The sequence below is a fragment of the Thioclava sp. DLFJ5-1 genome (assembly GCF_002020115.1).
Classification (GTDB): Bacteria; Pseudomonadota; Alphaproteobacteria; order Rhodobacterales; family Rhodobacteraceae; genus Thioclava; species Thioclava sediminum.
This window is the reverse complement of sequence record NZ_MPZU01000005.1, coordinates 309,806-329,218: the sequence shown is the minus strand read 5'-3', so window position 1 is coordinate 329,218 and position 19,413 is coordinate 309,806. Positions and strand designations below refer to the sequence as shown.

17 protein-coding genes and 4 pseudogenes are annotated in these 19,413 nt (G+C 61.5%); 11 read left to right on the top strand and 10 right to left on the bottom strand.

The annotated features are described in order from the left end of the window. The first annotated feature begins 14 nt into the window (after positions 1-14). Positions 15-1,028, top strand: a complete 1,014-nt coding sequence (locus BMI86_RS16490) for a nitronate monooxygenase (RefSeq protein ID WP_078542395.1) — start codon at positions 15-17, stop codon at positions 1,026-1,028. Between the two features lie 358 nt (positions 1,029-1,386). On the opposite strand, the gene BMI86_RS16485 is transcribed toward BMI86_RS16490, so the two are convergent. Next, positions 1,387-2,229, bottom strand: coding sequence for a LysR family transcriptional regulator (locus tag BMI86_RS16485; RefSeq protein WP_078542319.1), 843 nt, complete (start codon positions 2,227-2,229; stop codon positions 1,387-1,389). A 404-nt stretch (positions 2,230-2,633) separates the two neighbouring features. Between BMI86_RS16485 and BMI86_RS16480 the strand changes: the two genes are divergently transcribed. Next, on the top strand, positions 2,634-2,909 hold the full coding sequence (locus BMI86_RS16480) for a hypothetical protein (RefSeq protein ID WP_078523312.1): 276 nt from the start codon (positions 2,634-2,636) through the stop codon (positions 2,907-2,909). 431 nt (positions 2,910-3,340) lie between these two features. Here the strand turns inward: BMI86_RS16480 and BMI86_RS21580 are convergent. Then, positions 3,341-3,586, bottom strand: a pseudogene (locus BMI86_RS21580) (transposase); the annotation flags it as partial. A gap of 77 nt (positions 3,587-3,663) precedes the next feature. Here BMI86_RS21580 and BMI86_RS16470 point away from each other — a divergent pair. From BMI86_RS16470 to BMI86_RS16450, 5 genes and pseudogenes are all read left to right on the top strand, one after another. Further along, positions 3,664-4,092, top strand: coding sequence for a PACE efflux transporter (locus BMI86_RS16470; protein WP_078523309.1), 429 nt, complete (start codon positions 3,664-3,666; stop codon positions 4,090-4,092). Positions 4,093-4,094: 2 nt separating this feature from the next. Beyond that, positions 4,095-4,742, top strand: coding sequence for a 5-formyltetrahydrofolate cyclo-ligase (locus tag BMI86_RS16465; RefSeq protein ID WP_078523308.1), 648 nt, complete (start codon positions 4,095-4,097; stop codon positions 4,740-4,742). A gap of 80 nt (positions 4,743-4,822) precedes the next feature. Next, entirely contained in the window at positions 4,823-5,206 is a 384-nt protein-coding gene (locus BMI86_RS16460) for a hypothetical protein (RefSeq protein WP_078542318.1), read from the top strand. A gap of 557 nt (positions 5,207-5,763) precedes the next feature. Then, the gene (locus tag BMI86_RS16455) at positions 5,764-6,789 is read left to right on the top strand and encodes a CBS domain-containing protein (RefSeq protein WP_078523306.1); all 1,026 of its coding nucleotides are present in this window, start codon (positions 5,764-5,766) and stop codon (positions 6,787-6,789) included. A gap of 212 nt (positions 6,790-7,001) precedes the next feature. Further along, positions 7,002-7,190: pseudogene (locus BMI86_RS16450) on the top strand (IS5/IS1182 family transposase); the annotation flags it as partial. Between the two features lie 73 nt (positions 7,191-7,263). Here BMI86_RS16450 and BMI86_RS16445 read toward each other — a convergent pair. The 5 genes and pseudogenes from BMI86_RS16445 to BMI86_RS16430 all read right to left on the bottom strand — a co-directional run. Further along, positions 7,264-7,908: pseudogene (locus BMI86_RS16445) on the bottom strand (DDE-type integrase/transposase/recombinase); the annotation flags it as partial. Between the two features lie 207 nt (positions 7,909-8,115). Then, positions 8,116-9,795, bottom strand: a complete 1,680-nt coding sequence (locus BMI86_RS16440; protein ID WP_246831744.1) for a serine hydrolase — start codon at positions 9,793-9,795, stop codon at positions 8,116-8,118. 441 nt (positions 9,796-10,236) lie between these two features. Next, positions 10,237-10,407, bottom strand: coding sequence for a hypothetical protein (locus tag BMI86_RS21325; protein WP_168173880.1), 171 nt, complete (start codon positions 10,405-10,407; stop codon positions 10,237-10,239). Positions 10,408-10,580: 173 nt separating this feature from the next. Beyond that, positions 10,581-11,042, bottom strand: a pseudogene (locus tag BMI86_RS16435) (transposase); the annotation flags it as partial. 301 nt (positions 11,043-11,343) lie between these two features. Next, complete coding sequence (locus BMI86_RS16430) at positions 11,344-13,557, bottom strand: heavy metal translocating P-type ATPase (RefSeq protein WP_078542317.1); 2,214 nt, start codon at positions 13,555-13,557, stop codon at positions 11,344-11,346. Between the two features lie 111 nt (positions 13,558-13,668). Between BMI86_RS16430 and BMI86_RS16425 the strand changes: the two genes are divergently transcribed. After that, positions 13,669-14,097 carry a helix-turn-helix domain-containing protein gene (locus BMI86_RS16425; RefSeq protein WP_078523303.1) on the top strand — a complete coding sequence of 143 codons (429 nt, stop codon included), beginning with the start codon at positions 13,669-13,671 and terminating at the stop codon, positions 14,095-14,097. Positions 14,098-14,117: 20 nt separating this feature from the next. On the opposite strand, the gene BMI86_RS16420 is transcribed toward BMI86_RS16425, so the two are convergent. From BMI86_RS16420 to BMI86_RS16410, 3 genes are all read right to left on the bottom strand, one after another. Further along, entirely contained in the window at positions 14,118-14,738 is a 621-nt protein-coding gene (locus tag BMI86_RS16420; RefSeq protein ID WP_078523302.1) for a class I SAM-dependent methyltransferase, read from the bottom strand. Positions 14,739-14,877: 139 nt separating this feature from the next. Beyond that, complete coding sequence (locus BMI86_RS16415; protein WP_078523301.1) at positions 14,878-15,852, bottom strand: calcium/sodium antiporter; 975 nt, start codon at positions 15,850-15,852, stop codon at positions 14,878-14,880. A gap of 306 nt (positions 15,853-16,158) precedes the next feature. Beyond that, on the bottom strand, positions 16,159-16,803 hold the full coding sequence (locus BMI86_RS16410; protein ID WP_246831743.1) for a metalloregulator ArsR/SmtB family transcription factor: 645 nt from the start codon (positions 16,801-16,803) through the stop codon (positions 16,159-16,161). A gap of 103 nt (positions 16,804-16,906) precedes the next feature. Here BMI86_RS16410 and BMI86_RS16405 point away from each other — a divergent pair, with 103 nt between their 5' ends. From BMI86_RS16405 to BMI86_RS16395, 3 genes are all read left to right on the top strand, one after another. Continuing rightward, entirely contained in the window at positions 16,907-17,758 is an 852-nt protein-coding gene (locus BMI86_RS16405; RefSeq protein WP_078523323.1) for a sterol desaturase family protein, read from the top strand. Between the two features lie 193 nt (positions 17,759-17,951). Beyond that, positions 17,952-18,614: a DUF1499 domain-containing protein gene (locus BMI86_RS16400; RefSeq protein ID WP_168173879.1), complete on the top strand. Its 663-nt coding sequence runs from the start codon at positions 17,952-17,954 to the stop codon at positions 18,612-18,614. 24 nt (positions 18,615-18,638) lie between these two features. Then, positions 18,639-19,064 carry a rhodanese-like domain-containing protein gene (locus BMI86_RS16395; RefSeq protein WP_078523298.1) on the top strand — a complete coding sequence of 142 codons (426 nt, stop codon included), beginning with the start codon at positions 18,639-18,641 and terminating at the stop codon, positions 19,062-19,064. Positions 19,065-19,413: the final 349 nt, after the last annotated feature.

Sequence of the window (19,413 nt, the reverse complement as noted above, 5' to 3'; positions counted from 1 at the left end):
CGGGAGGAGCAAGCATGACGGACCAGCCAATAAACCCGCTGCACACACCGCTTTGCGACCTGCTGGGGTGCGCCCAGCCAGTTCTGCTGGCCGGGATGGGCGGCGTTTCCCGCTGGGAACTGGCCGCCGCCGTGGCCAATGCGGGCGGTTACGGGATTTTGGGCATGGTGCGCGAAGACCCAGCCCTGATCGCCGCAGAGGTTACTGCGCTGCGGGACGCGACTGACCGACCTTTTGCCGTCAACTTGATCCCCGCGGCGACCGAACCAGCGCTGCTCGATGCGCAGATCGCCTGCTGTCTCGATCTTGGCGTGCCGGCCTTCAGCTTTTTCTGGGACGTGATGCCTGACGTGGTGGCCCGCGTGAAACGTGCCGGTTGCCTTGTTCTGCATCAGGTCGGCACGGTCGAGGCCGCGCGGATCGCCGAAGAGGCCGGAGCGGATGTGATCATCGCGCAGGGCGTCGAGGCGGGCGGTCACGTGCATGGACGACACCCGGCTTTCGGGCTGGCCGAGCAAATCCTTGCGCAGACCGACCTGCCGGTCGTCGTCGCCGGAGGGATCGCAACGGGCGAGGGCCTCGCCGCCGCGTTGACCATCGGCGCCGATGGCGTGCAATGCGGCACGGCCTTTCTGGCGACCGAGGAATCCTTCGCTCATCCCTATCACAAATCCCGAATCACGGAGGCCACCGGCGACCACACGGTTCTGACCGATGTTTTCGTTCTGAATTGGCCCAAGGGCGCTGCGGTGCGGGTGATCGCCAATAGCGTGACCGAGAGCCTGGACGGACATTACCTCGGCCACGACCCTGACAGTCTTCCGCGCGAGGCCATCGCCCGCGACGGCGAGCAGCCGCGCCTGCGCTTCAGCACGGATTCGCCGCTGCGAACCACGACCGGCGACTTGGAGGCGATGGCACTCTATGCGGGTCAGGGTGTGGGTGCGCTCAACGATGTCCCCACGGCCGCTGCACGTCTGGACGGCATGGTCGCGCAGGCCCGTCATCTCCTGGAACACCCGTTTTGACGTGCTTTTAAGTCGAAGCCGTGAACGACGAATTCAAGAGCTCAGCTGCCAAGGTTGCTTTTGCTCACCACCTCGCTTTGCGCGCCGGTCAGAGAACTGGCGCGACTGCTTCCCGCGTGGATGGTCGTCTAACGATCAGTTATGGACCCTCGGTCGCGGCATGAAGCCTCTGACAGACATACTCGGTTCGATCGACCAAAGGGCGGACGAAACCTTGCCGGAAGGAGTTTTTTCGATCCCGCGAAAGCACTACGCAGCGAGCCCGAACGCGAGGTGACCGATCGGGAATGTTCCAGCAGGATACCGAACGCGAGCGACAGGCCGCTGGGAAAGGACAAGAGCGGAAATTGATCGCAGATCAAGGCGCCACAAGGCCAACCATCAAACTCTGGACTATCGGATCAACAAGCGCTTTGTTGCGATCCTCGCGGATCACGATCCACGCCGGCAATTCGAACACTGGCGCACCGGGCACCGGGAACAGGGCGCCGCTATCGATCTGGTGTTCGACCAGACGCCGGGGAAAATAGCCGCTGCCGCCATTGAGCTTGAGATATTGAAGGCCGAGCCAGGCGATGTTGGCCGAGAGTGCAGGACCGGGAAACTCCGGAAAGCCAGCGCGGAACTGATTGTCGAATTCCGGGCCCCACTCGACATGGATATAGCCGTCAGGCTGCATGCTAGCGGTCGGTTCGGTAGAGACGAGCACCAGCTGTTCAGTAAGCAATGGCAGGAGCTCGAGCATCGGACGGCGCTGCGGGGTGAACATGACTCCGATATCCATCCGCCCGTCGACCAGCGCCTGCATCAGTTCAGGCTCGAAGCCGATTTCGGAATGAAACGAAACTCGGGGATGGGTCCGCTGGATATTGGCGAACCATTTCATCATCAGCCCTTCCCACAGGCCGAAGCGCGCACCGATGACGACACGCGCGCGGAATTGTCCAGGAAGGCCGACGTCGTGCCGCGCGCGTTCGAGGGCTCGCACCATCTGCGCTGCATGCTTCAGGAACCGGCCACCGCCCGCAGTCAGCGCCGCGCCGGCCTTGTTGCGAGTGAAAAGCCTGGTGCCCAACTGATCTTCGAGTGCTCGGATACGAGCGCTCACGGTTGACTGGGTGACGTGAAGCCTTTCGGCGGCCGCTACGAAGCTGCCGGTATCGGCGACGGCAAGGAAAGTTCGGGCATGTTCGATGTTCATGGATCCCCCATGTATCGCATTTGCGAATATCATATCGCATTTATATTTGCTTTCCCAATATTATGAATCGCGCAATACTTGAAGTCCGCGCTTCCCGCGGACGACCGGAAGATGACCGGCATATGGATTAAACGAGCTTACCGGGCCGCAGGGTTTCCGGCAGTCAACAGCGTCTCTTGGATCGCGTCTGGCCGCAAAGCGTGGCGTGGGAGAAGCTGCCGGGGTCAGAAGCTCCGAAAACCGCGGAGCCTGGAACTCCGCCGCAGGCTCCGACACGCCGCGGGCCGGTGGGCAACCTCGAAGCCGCGCATTGGGCAGAATTCGGCGCCCGCCCGACCCGCGCTATAGATCTATGCGACTGACGTTGCGCTGAAAGAGTATCTCGAAAGGAGGTTCGCAAGGCCATGAGAAACAGCGATTTGAACGGAGCGAACAGCGTGACGGGGAGCGATCCCGCCGCGCCGAAGGAGGAGAGCTATGACGAGCGAAGGCCGTGCCCGACCCCGGGAGAATGTCGGCTCATGGCTGGGCTCGGGCTTTCGTTGGCCGGCATCACCCTCATCACCTTCGGCGACACGGGCATTGCGGGGCCATGGGCGCACAGCGTTGGGGTCAGCGCGCTGACCACCGGCCTGCTGCTGTGGGGAGCGGGTGCCATTCGACGCACGCTCGAACTGTGAGGCCGGCTCCCACTCGAGGCACCGCGCACATCGTCCGCTGTGCTGACCGCATCAGCAAACAGCCGTTTGAGAGATCCCAGCGTGATGGAAGACAACGATGGCCGCGGCATCGGGATGCTCTCGTCTCCGCACTCATTCGCGGTGGAGTTCGCAGTGGATTAGCTCGGCCCGCCGATGGTTAGTCGCGAATAGCCGCGTGCGTCGCGGCGCGTCGACCGAAGATCATGACAACGAAACAGTGGACCAGAGTGACATGGAAAATGGAATGAGTTTCGAAATGGTGATCGGTTGGCTTTTCGGCCTTCTTATTCTGGTGTTGGTGGTTTTGACCATAGCAGCGCTGATCAAGTGTCTACAGAAATAGCGAAAGAAGAGGCCAGTAGCCCCCAAAGCAGCATCGGCACGGTCTCGGCACAGGGCAGCACGGTCTAGGTCTTGATCCGGCGGCGGAATTCCTCGTTCAGGCGTTTGATGGCGTTTGCGGTCTTGGCCGATTTCCATTGCGACGGGTCGAGCCTGCTGAAGGTGAAGAGGCGCTCGCCAGCTTCCTTGAGGCTGTCCTCCGCTGCCCTGCACTTGAGATGCACAAGATCGGCGAGGGCCGCACCGAGAGGTTGGACATCGTGACCGCGCGACGTGCGCCCATGCTTGAAAAGCGGACGCACGGGTCCCACCATAAGGCTTCCCGGGGATGACCTCGCCCAATCACAAGCTCTGCACGCTGGACCGCCTGACCCACGATTGAACATTTTCCATGCGCAGCACCCCAGACCGTATCCGCCAAGCCGTGAGCTTTGAAATCATCGGCCTCCTCATCGTAACGCCGCTTTTCGCCTGGGCTTTCGATCATCCGATGGAGGAAATGGGCGTGCTGGTCGTGCTTGGCGCAACAGCGGCTACTGCCTGGAACTATCTTTTCAACCTGGCCTTCGATCATCTCCTGCTCTGGCGTCGTGGCGATGTCCGTAAGACTATGCCAATTCGGATCTCTCACGCGGTGCTTTTCGAGGTGACGCTGCTTACCCTGCTTCTGCCGGTTTTCGCATGGTGGCTCGACGCTTCCCTGCTGACCATTGTCGTGATGGAACTGTCCTTTGCAGGCTTCTACCTCGTCTACGCCTTCGTTTTCACTTGGGGATACGATACGATCTTTCCGCCTCAGAAACGTAAGCGGATGGCATAGATATGGATGACGATGCTACCGGAGGAGCCCCCGCCTGCTTTGCCCATCTTCTGGTCGATGGGCACCTGGTCGATCCCGAGGCGGCACGCGATGTGGCGCGATTCAGACGGGCGGAGCGCGCTCGGCTCGTGGCCGCGCGGGCCTTGTCCGCAGAAGATCGAGAGCGCGCGACCGTCCGGCTGATTGACGGTCTCGACCGGACAGTTCCTCTCGATGCCCGCCTCACCGTGGCTGTCTATTGGCCGATCCGGGGCGAACCGGATCTGCGGGGCTGGATGGGCAAGGCACATGAGGCCGGGGCCGAAGTCCTGTTGCCCGTCGTCATCGAACGAGATGCGCCGCTCGAATTCCATACGTGGACCCCGGATTGCCGCATGGTGCGCGGCGTCTGGAACATCCCCGTGCCAGCCGCAGGCGAACCTCGCACGCCCGACCTCGTGATCGTCCCCCTTGTCGGTGTCGACACGACGCTTCATCGCCTCGGAAACGGGGGAGGCTATTACGACCGCACGCTCGCCCGTTTTGATAAGAAGCCGCGGATCGTTGGTATCGGCTTTTCAAACTGCGTCTTGCCCACCATCTACCCGATGCCTTGGGATGTGCCGATGGACGAAATTATTCTGTCGGATGGCACCCATTTGACGAGATAGTGCAGAGAGGAACTGTGTCGCTGCCTCGTCACGCTTCTATGTAAAGGTATCCGCCCAAGTTCAGCGCCAATGGTTGGCCGATGTTTTACTTCTTGAACCAGGCGGGGGTGACGAAGGCTCAAGCGATTGAAGCATTGAATGGAACCGTAGCAGTCTACGCGAATAGCAAAGCCAACGCCTTAGAGCGATTGAGAGGCCAACGAAGCGCGCTCAACGCTGCTGGAGGGCAAGCTGTGCCAATCCTCGCAAAGATGATCGACGGGGATTTTGCTGGTCTTTTTGAAGAGGAGGATGATCGCGCGATAGCCAGAGCCATTCAGGCGCTACCGGACGGGTTCGACAATTTTGAACCGGTGTATGACCTTCTTCTCAACCTGTTTGATAGCGCCGGAACTGATAGCGCGAAAAAGGGCGGTGTCTTTAGAGCCTTAGCACCTCTAGACGAGTTGGCGTTTTTGCCGTGAATCGCCGATGAATGAGCCACCTCCCCCGAGAAGGAAAGTTAGCAGGCAGCTGGACGGCTCCCAATAACCACAATCAGACCTGACCCATTCCCGCCGCTTTACGCCCAATCAGCTAACTCCGGCGGGCTTACTGGCAATAAGCTGGCCGGCTGAACTGGCCGCTGTGGGGCCTTCGCCTGCCGGACAATGCTGGACGTCGCCGCCAAATGCTGGTTCGGAGGCATTGCGCGGCAGCAATGGCTGTCGCGCGAATGTCCACAAAAGGCCGAAACCGACGAGCCAGGTTGTTCGGGGCGGGGAGCGGTCATTCGCGGCGCAGGGATCAAGGCCCGCAATGTGCAGAAAGAAAGCTTCTGCATAGCCAGGGCCGTCAGCAATAGGGTAGGGGTGCGGCCGGTCCCTAGCTGTCATTCTTTCTTTTGGATTTAATCAAGCCGTGGCATAAATTACCGCAATGGAATATCGAGGCCTCCGCCTCGTCCTCCACGTATGGGACTGCATAGAAGCGTCCGGGCAATTCACCGCGATCGGAACGGGATGATCGGAGGGGCACCAAATTGAACAAGGAGTTCGAAGAGGTCAAAGCCGACATCGGCGAAGGAAAGGAAGCTTCGACGACGGTCCGAGAGTTGCTTCGCTGGTTCGGTGCCCGCAGGCGCCGCACCGGCGTCGTCAAGAGAATACAAACCGAGTTGGATAATGCGGGTATCATAACCAGCCCAGATTTCACTAAGGTCTGGATTGACGCAGAAATAACGTTCAAGAAAGCGCCGGTTGCAGCGGCTGCTACCAAATCTACCGGTAGCGACCAAGGCGAGGATGGTGCAGCCTATGCCCCAAAAGAGGCAAACTTCCTCATCAGCATGCTCAAGGCGGCCAACTGCGGTGTGGTTTCGGTCAACCCGCAGGATACCGTCGAGAAGGCGATTACCCTGATGCTGGCGCACGATTTCTCGCAGCTGGCGGTCATGTCGAACGAGCACACGCTGAACGGTGCGATTAGCTGGAAGACGATCGGCAAGCGCTTGAGCCACGAGAATAATCTCGTCGAAGTGAGAGACGCCATGGAGACGGCCGTCGCTCTGGAAGAAAGCGAAGCGCTGTTCAAAGCTACGAAATTGATCATCGAGCACGAATTCGTCTTCGTCCGATCCTCAACCGACAAGAAGGTTACTGGCATCGTCACCGCGACAGATCTGAGCGAGCAATTTCAGTTTCTATCAGAGCCATTTCTCCTCATCGGACAGATTGAGAACCAGATCCGAAAACTGATGAATGGAAAGTTCACTACCCAGACTTTGCAGGAGGTCTGTGGCGACACGGACTCGGAGAGAAGGGAGCGAATTCAATCTGTCGTAGACCTAACGTTTGGTGAGTATCTTCGGATAATTCAGAAGCCAGAGAACTGGAAACTGCTCGACCTTCGCGTAGACAGGGGCGTATTTTGCGCTGAGCTGGATAAGGTCCGCGAAATCCGAAACGACGTGATGCACTTCGATCCGGACGGGATCGACGAAGAGCAATACGATCAGTTGAGACGGTTCTCAGGGCTGATGGACGAACTGGATGCCTTAGCGCAATAGATATAGGCATCCACCCGGATGTGCGCGGAACTGACCGACCGCGCGTCGCCAGGGCCGATGGACGATCCGTGATAGCGCTGCGGTGGCCTGCGAGCATCTGGAAAGAGCTGGTCGGGGCCTTCGAGGCGTCCTGTTCGAATGGCAGCTTCGGGCCGAGGCTGTGTGGAAACTTAAGCCCATGGTATACTTTCGCAAGGCAGCGGGAGGCACGGATGGCGGGTTTCATCGACGGCATCGACCGGGAGCAAACCACGCTTTTCCCCGAGCGCGTCGACGAATGGATTAGTGAGGATCATCTGGTCCGTATCATCGACCTCCTCGTCGATGAGCTTGATCTTCGCGCGCTCGGGTTCGGACGTTGTGTGCCTGCTCGAACCGGTCGCCCGGGCTACCATCCATCCTGTCCGTCGTGAGATGATTTGGGACACGAGGGCCTGATCGAGAACGGAGGGCCTGGCTCGTTGTGGTTTCAGTTTATGCCGCGGTCTGGCGATGCAGCAAGCGGCGCTTCTCGATGGTTTTGGCTTTGATCTCCTTTCGTGTTTTCAGGATGGCTTCGGCCCTGCCGAGATAGACGTCGGCGGGCGCGAGGTTGCCCAGGCTCTCGTGGTAGCGGTGATGGTTGTAGTGGTCGATGAAGTCGCCGATCGCCTATTCCAGAGCGCCGGGCAGGTAATAGTTCTCGAGCAAGATGCGGTTCTTGAGGGTCTGGTGCCAGCGTTCGATCTTGCCCTGGGTCTGAGGGTGGCGGGGAGCACCCCGGACGTGATCCATGCCCTCGTCAGCAAGCCAGTCGGCCAGTTCCCCGGAGATGTAACTGCTGCCATTGTCGCTGAGCAGCCGGGGCCGGTTGGCAACTGTGGCCTGATTGCAGCCGGACGCGACCAGAGCATCTTCCAGTGTCGCGGTCACATCAGACGCCTTCATCGTCGTGCAGAGCCGCCAGGCGATGACGTAGCGGCTGTAGTCGTCGAGGATGGTCGAGAGGTAGAACCAGCCCCAGCCGATGACCTTCAGGTAGGTGAAGTCGGTCTGCCAGAGCTGGTTCGGTCGGACCGTCTTCTCGTGGAACTCCTCTGCCGCCTTGATCACCACGAAGGCCGGGCTGGTGATTAGGTCATCTGTTCGTTTTCTTCCGGCACCCGTTGCACCAGCCATTGGATGCAAGTTGGCATCCGATGTTTCGTGAGGCATTTGCCTATTTTGCGCCGCGTTTGATCGCTGATGACCGCTCGGTCGCGAAACTCACCCGCTGAGAAGGCCGCAAAGGGCGATGACTGAGCACTTTGGGAGGACTGAGGGGCATTTTGCGCACACCCGGCTGTGTTAGTCGGGGCGTCGAAAGATGCCGAGATGTTCTTCGTTCAGGTGTTCGATCTGCATTTCGGTGGCCGGTCCGGGGGAGGCTGCGCGAAAGGTGACGCGCGAGACCGAACCTGCGGGTTGGTTCTCGGTCACCGGATAGACAACGAAGGTGTCACCATCCCAATGGCGCATGGGCAGCGCTCGGTGGTCCGGGCCAAGCGTTAGCACAAGCGATCCGTTGGTCTCAGAGATCGAGGCGGGGCCGAAATAGGGATTGTCATAGGTGCCGACATAGGTTTGCGCGGGCGCTGCCTGGGCAGGGTCAGCGGGGGGCTTTGCACCCACCAGCTGCCCCACAGGGGCCGATAGCGGCGCCATGATCGGGGCATAGGCCGCCAGCCAGTCGTGGGTATCCCTCCCCAGTTCCGCGCGATCGAGGAAGCTCGCGGTGATGGCTTCGGCGGCCCCTGTCGGCGGTGCATTGGTCAAGACGACGATGCCCAGATCGAGCTCGGGCAGCATTGCGACACTTGTCGATGCGCCCAATGTGAAGGCCCCGGAATGGCTTAGCATCACACGGCCTGACCAGCGGGTATCGACATTGAAGCCAAACCCATAGGCGCCCGCGCGCGCAGAGACCGCCATCGGCGCGCCTCGGATCATCTGCGGGGAGGTTGCAGGCAGAAGCGCCTCTTCAGAGATCAGGCGCGTCCCGTCCGCCATACCGCCGCCCAGCACCATCGCCATCCAACGCCCCATGTCGTGCGCGTTGGAGCTGACCCCGCCCGCCGGGCTTTGCGCGTCGGGCTGGCGTTTGTCGGAGATCACATAGCCATCGCCACCCGGCACATGGCTTGCGGCCCGATTGTCCCGCGCCATGTAATCGGCATGGGTCGAGCTGGTCGCGCCCATGCCAAGAGGCGCATAGAGCGCCGTCTCCGACAGGCGCGCCCAATCCTTGCCTGCGGCCGTGGCCACCGCTTGGGCTGCAGCCGTAATGCCGAAATTGGTATAGGTGTATTGCGCCCGGAATGGGCCTTGGGGCAGCAGAGCGAGCCGCTTGAGGATTTCGCTCCGGTCGAACCCGATATCTTCCAGATCGTCTCCGGCATGATCGGGCAGGCCCGAGCGATGCGCATAGAGATCGGCGATGGTGATATGTTCGTTGATCCACGGATCGCCCAAACTGAAGGCGGCCAGAAAATCGTGGATCGGGCTGTCCCATTTGACGCGGCCTGCGGTCACTTGGGTGGCGACAACGGTGGCACCGACGGGCTTTGACAGCGAGGCGAGAAGGAAGACCGTCTCGGGATCGACGCCCTCCGGGCTTCCAACGGCGCGCTTGCCAAAGCCGCGCGCATAGACGGTGCGTCCGTTATGAACCACAGCGACCGCCAGTCCGGGAATGCCGGTTCGCTTGAGGATATCCTGACTGAGATCATCCAATGTCGAGATCGCCGCCGTGATCCGCGCGTCCGGAACGGGAAGCAGCACCGTCATGGGCGGCGCGGGCATCGGCTTGGGCAAGGCCAGCTCGGGCAGCGGCTGGGTCGTCTGTGCCGCCGCAGACAAAGGCCCGGCCATAAGACTGGCCAAGAGCAGCGCGCCGCCCAGCAGCATGTAATGCGCGTGACTACGTCTCGAACGGCCCCGTGCCTGTGGCGCGTCGGAGGGTGCGGGGCGTTCGGCTTGTTGTCTCAAAGGGTTTTGCGGCATGGCTCGGAAATGTTTTTGGACGACCTCACAGCATCTTGACAGAAGTCGCGCGAATTAAAAGGTTTGGATCTTTGTAAAGCTGGCGTGACCCGAGTTCTCGCCTCCGGCCATAGCTCTCTAAGTGCCGATCCGAGCCTTGTCGCGCGCCTCAAAGGCCCACAGGGCCTCTTGCAACTCCAGCGCATCAATGCCGTCGCGATCCTGGCCAGGCCTCCGTCAGCCGCATCGTATGCCACGCCGCAATTCCGCCCTCGGGTGGATATTGGAACCGGGGAAAGGCAGTCCGCATTTCGCTCGATGTTCGTAGAGCGGGACCGGCGCGTCTGTCGGATTGGCGCAAGTCACGCCGACGGGGCAATAGTGGCGCTGCAGCGCGACCACGCGCTCGAAGAAGGGCAGGCCAAGCAGGGTCGGCTCTCCGCCCGGTCAGGCAAACTGCACCTCGCGCTGCCCCGCCTTGACGCTCGCCGCGATCAGATCGCGCATATAAGTTTCGAGAACTGCATCTGACATGCGGAACTTCTTTTCCTGCGGGTAGAGATGTTCCTTTTCAAGGTAATAGCAATATTTGCAGTCGATATTGCAACGAGGCCGCATTGGCTTGGTCGTCACGGCAAAGGGCCGGGAGGGGCGTCATCGGATCATCCTTGCTTGGGGCGCGGGCGACGCTAGGCCAGCGACAGGTTCGCGCCGCTTGAAGGGTCGAAAACGTGCCACGTGTCGGGTTGAACGGTCAAGTCGATCAGATCGCCGATACCGGGCAGGTGGTTGTTCACGTCGGCGGAGATCAGGCTGGCATCGACGGCAAAGCCCTTTCCGGAGACCGGCCCCTCCTTCAGGCACCGCTCCACAGTGGCTTCAAACACCTGTCGCAGCAGGTTGCTTTCGCGGAACTTGGCGTGGCGATGCCGCGAGAAGGTCGAATGATCCGGGACGTTGCCCTCTAGGCCCAACCGGCAGAACCAACGATAGGCCAGGTTCAGGTGAACCTCGTTGCACAGGCGTCCTTCGGATCGGATGCCCATGACGTAGCCGATCACCAGCATCCGAATGATCAGTTCGGGGTCGATGGAGGGGCGGCCAAGGTGGCTGTAGAACGGTCGCAGCGCGTCCCGCAGGCTGTCGCCGTCAAGGAACAGATCGATCTCTCGCAGCATATGATCGGCCGGGACATGACGGTCCAGATTGAAATCATAAAACAGCTGCACTGGAGCGTCCTGCCGACCCATCATCCCGAAATCCTCCCATCCCCTCATCGACGAGTGAATCGAAAGACTTGCCGCACTGCAACAAAGACTTTTTCAATAGAATGGGCGGAAAGCTGTCGTTCGCTACAAAGACAAAGTGGTGCCTCTATCGTTTGGAAGCGGCCATTCAGGGCACGCTATCCCACAAATTACCGCGGCGGTTTCCTTCAAAGAAAGAGTAGGCACTCCAGCTCCGAGTTGCCTCAAACGTTTTCGGCTGCCCGGTTGAACGGCACGGGGTTTGTCGATTTAGGAAATCTCCAGCGCTTGAGCAGAGATTTCAGGCCTACTGCGCCTCCGCCTTGAACCGTAGGAGGCGGAGCGCGTTCATCGTGACCAGCACCGTCGCGCCGGTATCGGCCATTACCGCGATCCAGAGAACGGTGAGACCGAGCAGCGTCGTCACCAGAAACACCCCTTTCAGCCCGAGCGCGATGGCCACGTTCTGACGGATGTTGGCCATCGTCGCGCGGGCCAGCCGGATCTGCTCGACGACATCGGTGATGCGGTCGCGCAGCAGCGCGCCGTCGGCGGTCTCGAGCGCGACATGGGTGCCCGAGCCCATCGCGATACCGAGATGCGCGGTGGTGAGCGCCGGGGCGTCGTTGATGCCGTCGCCCACCATCATCACATGCGCATCGCGGGCCAGATCGCGCACTGCCGTCACCTTGTCCTCGGGCAGCAGCCCGGCACGGGCTTCGATGCCCAACCCGTCGGCGATCGCGCGAGCCGTCACCGGATTGTCGCCGGTCAGCATGACCGAGGAAATCCCCATTTGCTTGAGCGCGGAGACCGCCTCTGCCGCATCGGCGCGCGGCTCGTCGCGCAGCGCGATCAGGCCCAGAAGGCGCCCGGGCGTGAAGACGCAGACGACGGTTTTGCCCGCGCTTTCGAGGCGGCGGACGGTGGCGCTGTCGGCGGCGCTGAGAACGCCCGCTTCGGTCGCGAGGCGCGGTGCCCCGACATTCCAGACCTCGCCGTCGATCTTGGCCCGCGCGCCGCGGCCCGGGATCGCCATGCCTTCGGTCGCCTCCGGCACCGCGATGCCGCCCGCCTCCGCCCGGGCGAGGATCGCCTGTGCCAGCGGGTGGCTGCTACCGGTCTCGACCGCCGCGGCGGTGGCGAGAAGCTCAGCCTCGGCCCCGTTCAGCGGCAGAAGATCGGTGATCTGCGGCCGCCCCTCGGTCAGCGTGCCGGTCTTGTCGAAGGCGACGAGGCTGGTTCTGGCGGCCGTCTCAATCACCGCGCCGCCCTTCATCAGCAGACCGTGGCGCGCCCCGGTCGAGAGACCCGCCGCAACCGCGGCGGGAACCGAGATCACCAGCGCGCAGGGGCAGCCGATCAGCAGCAGCGCAAGGCCGCGATAGATCCACGTCTCCCACGGCGCGCCGAAGGCCAGCGGCGGCACGATCGCGGCGAGAAGCGCCACGCCCACAACCGCGGGCATGTAGACGCGGCTGAACCGGTCGATGAACCGCTCGACCGGGGCGCGCGCGCTCTCGGCCTCCTCCACGAGGTGCAGAATGCGCGAGATCGTGTTGTCTTCGGCGGTTTTCTCGACGCGGATGCGCAGCTCACCCTCGGTGTTGATCGCTCCGGCGAAGACCGCGTCGCCGGGCTCTTTCAGGACCGGCACGCTCTCGCCCGTCACCGGGCTTTCATCGACGCCCGAACTGCCGGAGACGATGTTGCCATCGGCGGGGATGCGGTCACCCGGGCGGGCCTGCACGATCTGGCCGATGGCGAGGCTGTCGGCGGGAACCTCGCGAATGCGGTCGCCGACAACCAGCCGCGCGGTCTTCGGCACCAGATCGGCCAGCGCCCGGATCGAACCGCGGGCGCGCGACGCCGCAAGCCCTTCGAGCATCTCGCCCACCGCGAACAGGAAGACCACGAGCGCCGCTTCCTCCGCCGCACCGACGAAGAGCGCGCCGATCGCTGCGATGCTCATCAGCATTTCGATTGTGAAGGGCATCCGCGCCCGTGCCATCAGGGCGGCGCGCTTGGTCACAGGGGCAATTGCGATCACGGTCGTGAGCACGAAGGCCCAATGCGCGACCGGCCCGCCGATCAACAGCTCGACCATCCATGCCGCAGCCAGCAGAAGCCCGGTCGCGATCAGGTAACGGCCCTTCGGGGTCGCATACCATGACGGATCGGTAGGCCGGGTATCCATGCTTTGGGCCGGGCTATCCGGCTCATCCGCGCTTTTCTCTGATCCGGGGAAAGCGCCGTCAGGCAGGATGAAGCCGCCCTTGGGCTTTTCCGGCGCAGCCCCTTTGGCCGAGACGCCATAGCCGAGGCGGCGGATCGCTTTCTCCACGCTCTCGCGCGAGGTAGTGGCCGTGTCGAGCCGCAACCGCAGCCGCTCGTTCATCAGTGTGACCTCGACAGCGTCCACACCGGGCAGAGCCTCGACCGCGCCGCGCACCTTCGCCGCGCAGGCGCCACAATCCATGCCGGTCACGCGCCATTCCTGAAGGTCTTTCGCCTCGGTCATCCGATACCATCCTCTCACTCTCGATTTCTCGACAGAGGAGAAGATAAGAGCTACAGCAACTATAGGTTCAAGAGGGAAATTCGACCTCACGTAGCCGTGAAAGGGAGCGACATGCACACGATCGGAACATTGGCCCGCCGCACCGGCACCAAGGTGCAGACGATCCGCTATTACGAGCAGATCGGCCTGATGCCCGAACCGGGGCGGACCGCAGGCGGTCAGCGGCGCTATGATGATGCCGATCTCGACCGGCTCGCCTTCATCCGCCACTCGCGCCAGCTCGGCTTCCCGCTCGAGGCGATCCGCGAATTGCTGGACCTGTCGGATCACCCTGCGCGCGATTGCGGGGCCGCGGATTCGATCGCGCGGCGGCAATTGCGCGAGGTCGAGACCCGGATCGCGCGGCTTGAGGCGCTCAGGAGCGAGCTGGAACGGATGATCGGCGAATGTCGGGGTGGGACAGCCTCGGAGTGCCGGGTGCTGGAGGTGCTGCGCGACCACTCGGAATGTCTCGCCGACGATCACGACGCGATAGGCTGACCCCGCTGCACAGGGGCCGATCAGCGGAGCTTCCGGAACAGGCTGAACTGGAAAGACTGCAGGTTGCCTGAGGGCGTCGTGTGTTTCTGGAACCGTTTCGCCACCAACTCAAAATCGGGGCCCAGCACACCGCCAAGGGCCTCCGGACTGTAGCGACGAACGGGAAGGCCGCTGCAGGTCTCCGGCCCGTCAGGAGCGAAGGTCGCGATGATCGCGTGCCCCCCAATGCGCAGAGCACGAGACAGGCGCGTCACATAGGCATCCCGGTCCGATGGGTCGACCAGAAAGTGGAACACGGCGCGATCATGCCAGAGGTCATAGACCCGCTGGGGCGACCAGCGCGTGATATCGGCGACGATCCACTCCACATCCGCGCCGCGCGGCCCAAGCCGGGCACGCTGGGCGTCGAGGGCCGTCTGGGAGAGGTCGAGAACGGAAATGTCGCGCAGGCCACGCGCGATCAAGCCGTCAACGACCCGCGAAGTGCCGGCGCCCACGTCGATCACCCGGGTGTCCGGCGTCACACCGGCGCGTTCGGCAAGTTCGAGCGAGATCTCCGGAGCGTCCTGATGCCAACTGAGGTCACTGTCACTCTTGCTGCCGTAGATCCGGTCCCAGTGATCCTTTCGCGCCTCGTTCATCCAAATCCCCTATTCGCTGGCAATAATCGCATTGCTATCAAGGCGCCTGGTGTTCGTGATCCATATGCTTTTTCAGATTTTGACGCCGCCCCGCCCAGGGTTCGACATTTCAAAGTTTTCACCTTTGGCTCCAACGTTCTCAAGGCCAAAGCTTCCAAAGATAGATACCGTAGCCCGCGATTAGCGCCAGCCCCTCCCATCGGGTGATCCGTAGCCCGGTGGTCGCGAAGACCACCAGAAGGAGTGAGACAAGAACCATCAGCGGGGCGTCAAATCGCGCGATTTCCTCGGGCACGCGCGACGGGGCGATCAGCGCCGTCGTCCCACCGATGCCGAGAATATTGTAGATGTTTGATCCGACTACATTTCCGAAAGCCACCTCGCCCTGACGCTTCAGCGCCGCCACGATCGAGGTGATCAGCTCGGGCATCGAGGTGCCAATCGCCACGATGGTCAGACCGATGACCGTTTCCGAGACGCCAAAAGCCCGCGCGAGCGATACGGCGCCACCAACCAGCAATGAGCCACCGAAAACCACGAGTCCCAATCCGGCGAACGCGAGCAACAGCGGCATGAGAATACCGTGAGGTGCATGCGGTGGCGCGAGGCCGGGATCCGCGTCAGCAAGGGCCACCGTCTTGTCGTAGATCGCGCCGCGGTCAGCGTGCTGGCGTTCCTGATGGATCACGAAGCCCAAATAGCCGACCAGCGCTGCGATCAATCCAACTCCAGCGATCCGCCCCATCGGAGCGAACGGCGCGACCCCAGCGAAGACCACGGCGACGACCAGCATCACCATCGCATCTCGTCGCAGGGCGACGCGCGCCACAACGAGGGGCGCAATAACGGCAGAAACGCCAGCGATCAGAAGGATATTCGCGATGTTTGAGCCCACGACGTTGCCGAAGGCGATGCCTGGCGATCCACTCAGACCGGCCTGAACCGATGTCACCAGTTCCGGTGTCGAGGTGCCGAACCCCACCAGTGTCAATCCGATCACAAGCGGTGAGATACCGATCCGCTCAGCGGTCTGGACCGCCCCGCGGACCATAAGCTCGCCTCCGACCACCAGCGCGACCAGCCCCGCCAGAATGGGCCCCCAAATCTCGAACATCTCAGTCCATCCCTATGCGGTCATCGCCGCTTACCGCACGCAAAATGGCGGTGGCGCGCGCGGGTATCAAGAGAGTTGCGCGAGGTGTGTCGCGGTGTAGAGCAGCGCTCCGGCATGCGTATCAACGGCAGCAACTGGCCGTCCATGAACGGCGACCCGGTAGCAGACACTAAGCGGAGGTTGCTTCCATCATGAGATCTCATGTGAAGTCTGGGCGAATTGTCATTGCATTTTTGAAGGCCTCGCATGCAGTGCGATCACATAGTCAGGTCGACCCGTAGCGACATCGAATAAGGCCTTTGTCGATCAGGATGTTGCCTGAATGGCTCGACCGTCTTCGCGCCACTCAGGCAGACCGCCGTCAAGACGACGAGCGTTGAAGCCATTCTTGCGCAAGAACGCCACGGCTTGGTGAGCGTAGACACAGTATGGACCACGACAATAGGCCACAATCTCGGTGTTTCGGTCGAGATCCGTCAGGAACTTGCCCAGCTCCGTCACGGCCATGTTGAGCGCGCCCGGGATATGAGCATCGGCGAACTCGTCGGCGGGGCGCACGTCGAGGACGGTCACCGACCCTTCACTCAGTCGAGCGGCAAGCTCGTTGCGGTTGATCGGTTCCGGCGCGTCTTCGCCGTTTGATAGCCCGCGCAGAATCTCCCCAACCTGTGCGAGGTTCCTTTCGGCCACATCGCCCAAAACCCCCAACAACGTCAGTGTCCTCGCGTCGGTCAGCCTGTAGATTATCGCCTTGCCGTCGCGCCGACTGGTGACAAGGCCAGCACGCCGCAATTGCTGCAAATGTTGCGAACTGTTCGCAACAGTGAGCCCGGTTTTTTCCGCAAGCGCCTCTACCCTGCGCTCGCTCTGGGCGAGCTGCTCAAGAAGCATAAGGCGTGCGGGGGCCGACAAGGCCCGCGCGACAAGGGCATATTCTTCGAGAAGGGTCATCTTCGGGCTAATTGACATGGGCTGCCTCGGGATATTACATCATTCAATCGAATAATTGAATGATAGCGAACCCAGCCTGCGCCACAAGAGCAAAGCCGACCGCATGACCGAAACGATCCTCACCGCTGAGCCGACGATCCGACTTGCCGCTTTCCTGGGCGTATTGGCGGCGATGGCGCTATGGGAGGTCGCGGCCCCCCGGCGGCGCAGAGAGATCCCGCGCTTGATCCGTTGGACGAACAATATCGCCCTGGTCTTTGTGGATACGGTGATCCTGCGCCTGGCATTCCCGATCCTCGCAGTCGGATTGGCCGTCATGGCCGAGGATCGTGGCTGGGGGCTGTTCAACAATCTGGAGTGGCCCACCTGGGCAGCCATCCTTGTTTCGATGCTGGTGCTCGATTTGGCGATCTACCTTCAGCACGTCATGTTCCACGCGGTTCCCGGACTTTGGCGGCTGCATAGGATGCACCATGCCGATCTCGACTTCGACGCAACGACGGGCCTGCGGTTCCATCCGCTGGAAATCCTGATCTCGATGGGGATCAAATTGGCGGTGGTCGCGGCGCTCGGGCCGCCTGCGGTCGCGGTGCTGCTGTTCGAGGTGATCCTGAATGCGACCGCGCTTTTCAACCACGCTAATGTCGATCTGCCGCGCCCGGTTGATAGGGTGCTGCGCCTGTTCGTGGTCACCCCCGACATGCATCGCGTCCACCATTCCATCGATCCGCGTGAGACCAATTCGAACTACGGCTTCAACCTGCCTTGGTGGGATCGGCTATTAGGCACCTATGTCGCGCAACCGGCAAGGGGGCATCAGGACATGGAGATCGGGATCGAACAGTTCCGCACGCGCCGTGACCTTTGGATCGACAGGATGCTCCTCCAGCCCCTGCGCGGCCCAGCTTCGGGCCAAGCTCTCGACCCACGCATCGCGGTGGAGAAAGAGAAATGACCTACATCCTCGGCATCCGTGAGAACCTGCGCCCTTTCTTGAACAGCTCTTGTAGGTGCTCTTTTCGGCTTTCAGGAGGCTCGCTGATCCATGGAAACGCACGCCCGCTTAAATCCCGCCCCCGATCAGAAAGATACAGATGCTTGAAAACATAACACGACGCCTTGGCTTTGCGGCGATCCTTCTCGGCCTTGTGTCCCTTGCGCTTCTTGCTTTGTCCGTCTGGGGTTATCGTGCGGGCGGATGGCCTTGGCCCCAAGCCTATGACATCGCCGGGTGGGGTGTCTGGACGGCGTTAGCGGGGGTCGTCGCAGCGCTCGTGACTTTGGCGGGGGCTGTCCGCAAGAGGCGCGGTGCCAGCATTGCGCTGATTGGCCTGATCCTGTCCTTACCCGTTGCAGGCCTCGGAGTGGCTTTCGAAATCGCCGCTCGAACGACACCGCCGATAAACGACATCTCGACCGATACCGAAGACCCGCCGGTCTACTGGTTCACCGCCACCCCAACGGACTACCCTGCGCAGAATGCCGAGCCACAACGCTCCGCCTATCCTGACGTGCGCCCGCTGGATCTTCCGATCCCGGTCGAGGATGCATTCGCAGAGGCGTTGACCCTTGTCGAAACGCATGGCTGGGAGGTTCTCTCGGCCGATCCTGCGGAAAACCAAATCGAAGCCATCGCCCGAAGCCGCGTCTTCGGCTTCGAGGACGAGGTGGCAGTTCGGGTCACCGACATCGAGACAGGCAGCCGCATCGACATGCGGTCACGCTCGCGCCTTGGGCAGATCGACCGTGGCGCCAATGCCCGACGCATCGAGGCGTTCCTTGCGGAGCTGCAAGCACAAGTCACCGAATAAGATCGAAAACCAAGGAGCACCCAGATGAAACTGTCCCACATTCTTGGCGCGGCCACTGTCGCGCTTTGCCTCTATTCCACTCCCATTTTGGCGCAGGACGCGGCCATCGAGGCTATGCAGGAATACATGATGTTTTCGGAGTATGAGGCTGGCATCATACTACCGCAACAGATCGACCAGGCCGTCTTTGAAACGGCGCTTTTCGTCGACACACGCGACGCAGAGCAGTTCGACGCTGCCACGATTCCCGGTTCCATCAATATCGAATGGCGCGAAGTGCTGGACCGGATTGACGAGATCCCCGAGGATCGAATGACAGTCCTCTTCTGCAACACCGGCAGTCTGTCCGCCCAAGCAGCATTTGCCCTGCGGGTGGCGGGTCGAACGAACGTCGTAGTTCTGCAAACTGGTTTCGCCGGTTGGGAAAAAGACGCGGCCTACAAGCCCTGATCTGAACCGTTCCTGATGGCTCCGGGCCATGGCGTTGGCCCGGAATGCCCGTCGATCGAACTGCTTTGAGAGAAGTCTCCGAAGCGATGGGGCAACAGAATAGTCGGCTCAGCACAACCTACTATCAGCCGTTCCTTTTCTTGTTCAGTCCTTCATCGATACTGCAGCAAAAATCCAATTCCAGCGCCCTTGCAAAATCCTTCGCCCTTGCGGCACAGATCGAGTGAATGCTGCGATCGGCAGGCTTGTCCCGCAGAGCTTCTATAGGAGCCGGAAAGGTGCTGCGGCGGGCCCAGAAGACCGCTTCGGAGAAGCTGCGCGGCAGCGCCGACGAGGACAACGAATGTCT

What these genes read in the sequence shown, in the direction of transcription:
- BMI86_RS16490 (WP_078542395.1), top strand. Translation starts at nt 15, where the DNA reads ATGACGGACCAGCCAATAAACCCGCTGCACACACCGCTTTGCGACCTG.
- BMI86_RS16485 (WP_078542319.1), bottom strand. Translation starts at nt 2,229, where the DNA reads ATGAACATCGAACATGCCCGAACTTTCCTTGCCGTCGCCGATACCGGC.
- BMI86_RS16480 (WP_078523312.1), top strand. Translation starts at nt 2,634, where the DNA reads ATGAGAAACAGCGATTTGAACGGAGCGAACAGCGTGACGGGGAGCGAT.
- BMI86_RS16470 (WP_078523309.1), top strand. Translation starts at nt 3,664, where the DNA reads ATGCGCAGCACCCCAGACCGTATCCGCCAAGCCGTGAGCTTTGAAATC.
- BMI86_RS16465 (WP_078523308.1), top strand. Translation starts at nt 4,095, where the DNA reads ATGGATGACGATGCTACCGGAGGAGCCCCCGCCTGCTTTGCCCATCTT.
- BMI86_RS16460 (WP_078542318.1), top strand. Translation starts at nt 4,823, where the DNA reads ATGTTTTACTTCTTGAACCAGGCGGGGGTGACGAAGGCTCAAGCGATT.
- BMI86_RS21325 (WP_168173880.1), bottom strand. Translation starts at nt 10,407, where the DNA reads ATGCGGCCTCGTTGCAATATCGACTGCAAATATTGCTATTACCTTGAA.
- BMI86_RS16430 (WP_078542317.1), bottom strand. Translation starts at nt 13,557, where the DNA reads ATGACCGAGGCGAAAGACCTTCAGGAATGGCGCGTGACCGGCATGGAT.
- BMI86_RS16425 (WP_078523303.1), top strand. Translation starts at nt 13,669, where the DNA reads ATGCACACGATCGGAACATTGGCCCGCCGCACCGGCACCAAGGTGCAG.
- BMI86_RS16420 (WP_078523302.1), bottom strand. Translation starts at nt 14,738, where the DNA reads ATGAACGAGGCGCGAAAGGATCACTGGGACCGGATCTACGGCAGCAAG.
- BMI86_RS16415 (WP_078523301.1), bottom strand. Translation starts at nt 15,852, where the DNA reads ATGTTCGAGATTTGGGGGCCCATTCTGGCGGGGCTGGTCGCGCTGGTG.
- BMI86_RS16410 (WP_246831743.1), bottom strand. Translation starts at nt 16,803, where the DNA reads ATGACCCTTCTCGAAGAATATGCCCTTGTCGCGCGGGCCTTGTCGGCC.
- BMI86_RS16405 (WP_078523323.1), top strand. Translation starts at nt 16,907, where the DNA reads ATGACCGAAACGATCCTCACCGCTGAGCCGACGATCCGACTTGCCGCT.
- BMI86_RS16395 (WP_078523298.1), top strand. Translation starts at nt 18,639, where the DNA reads ATGAAACTGTCCCACATTCTTGGCGCGGCCACTGTCGCGCTTTGCCTC.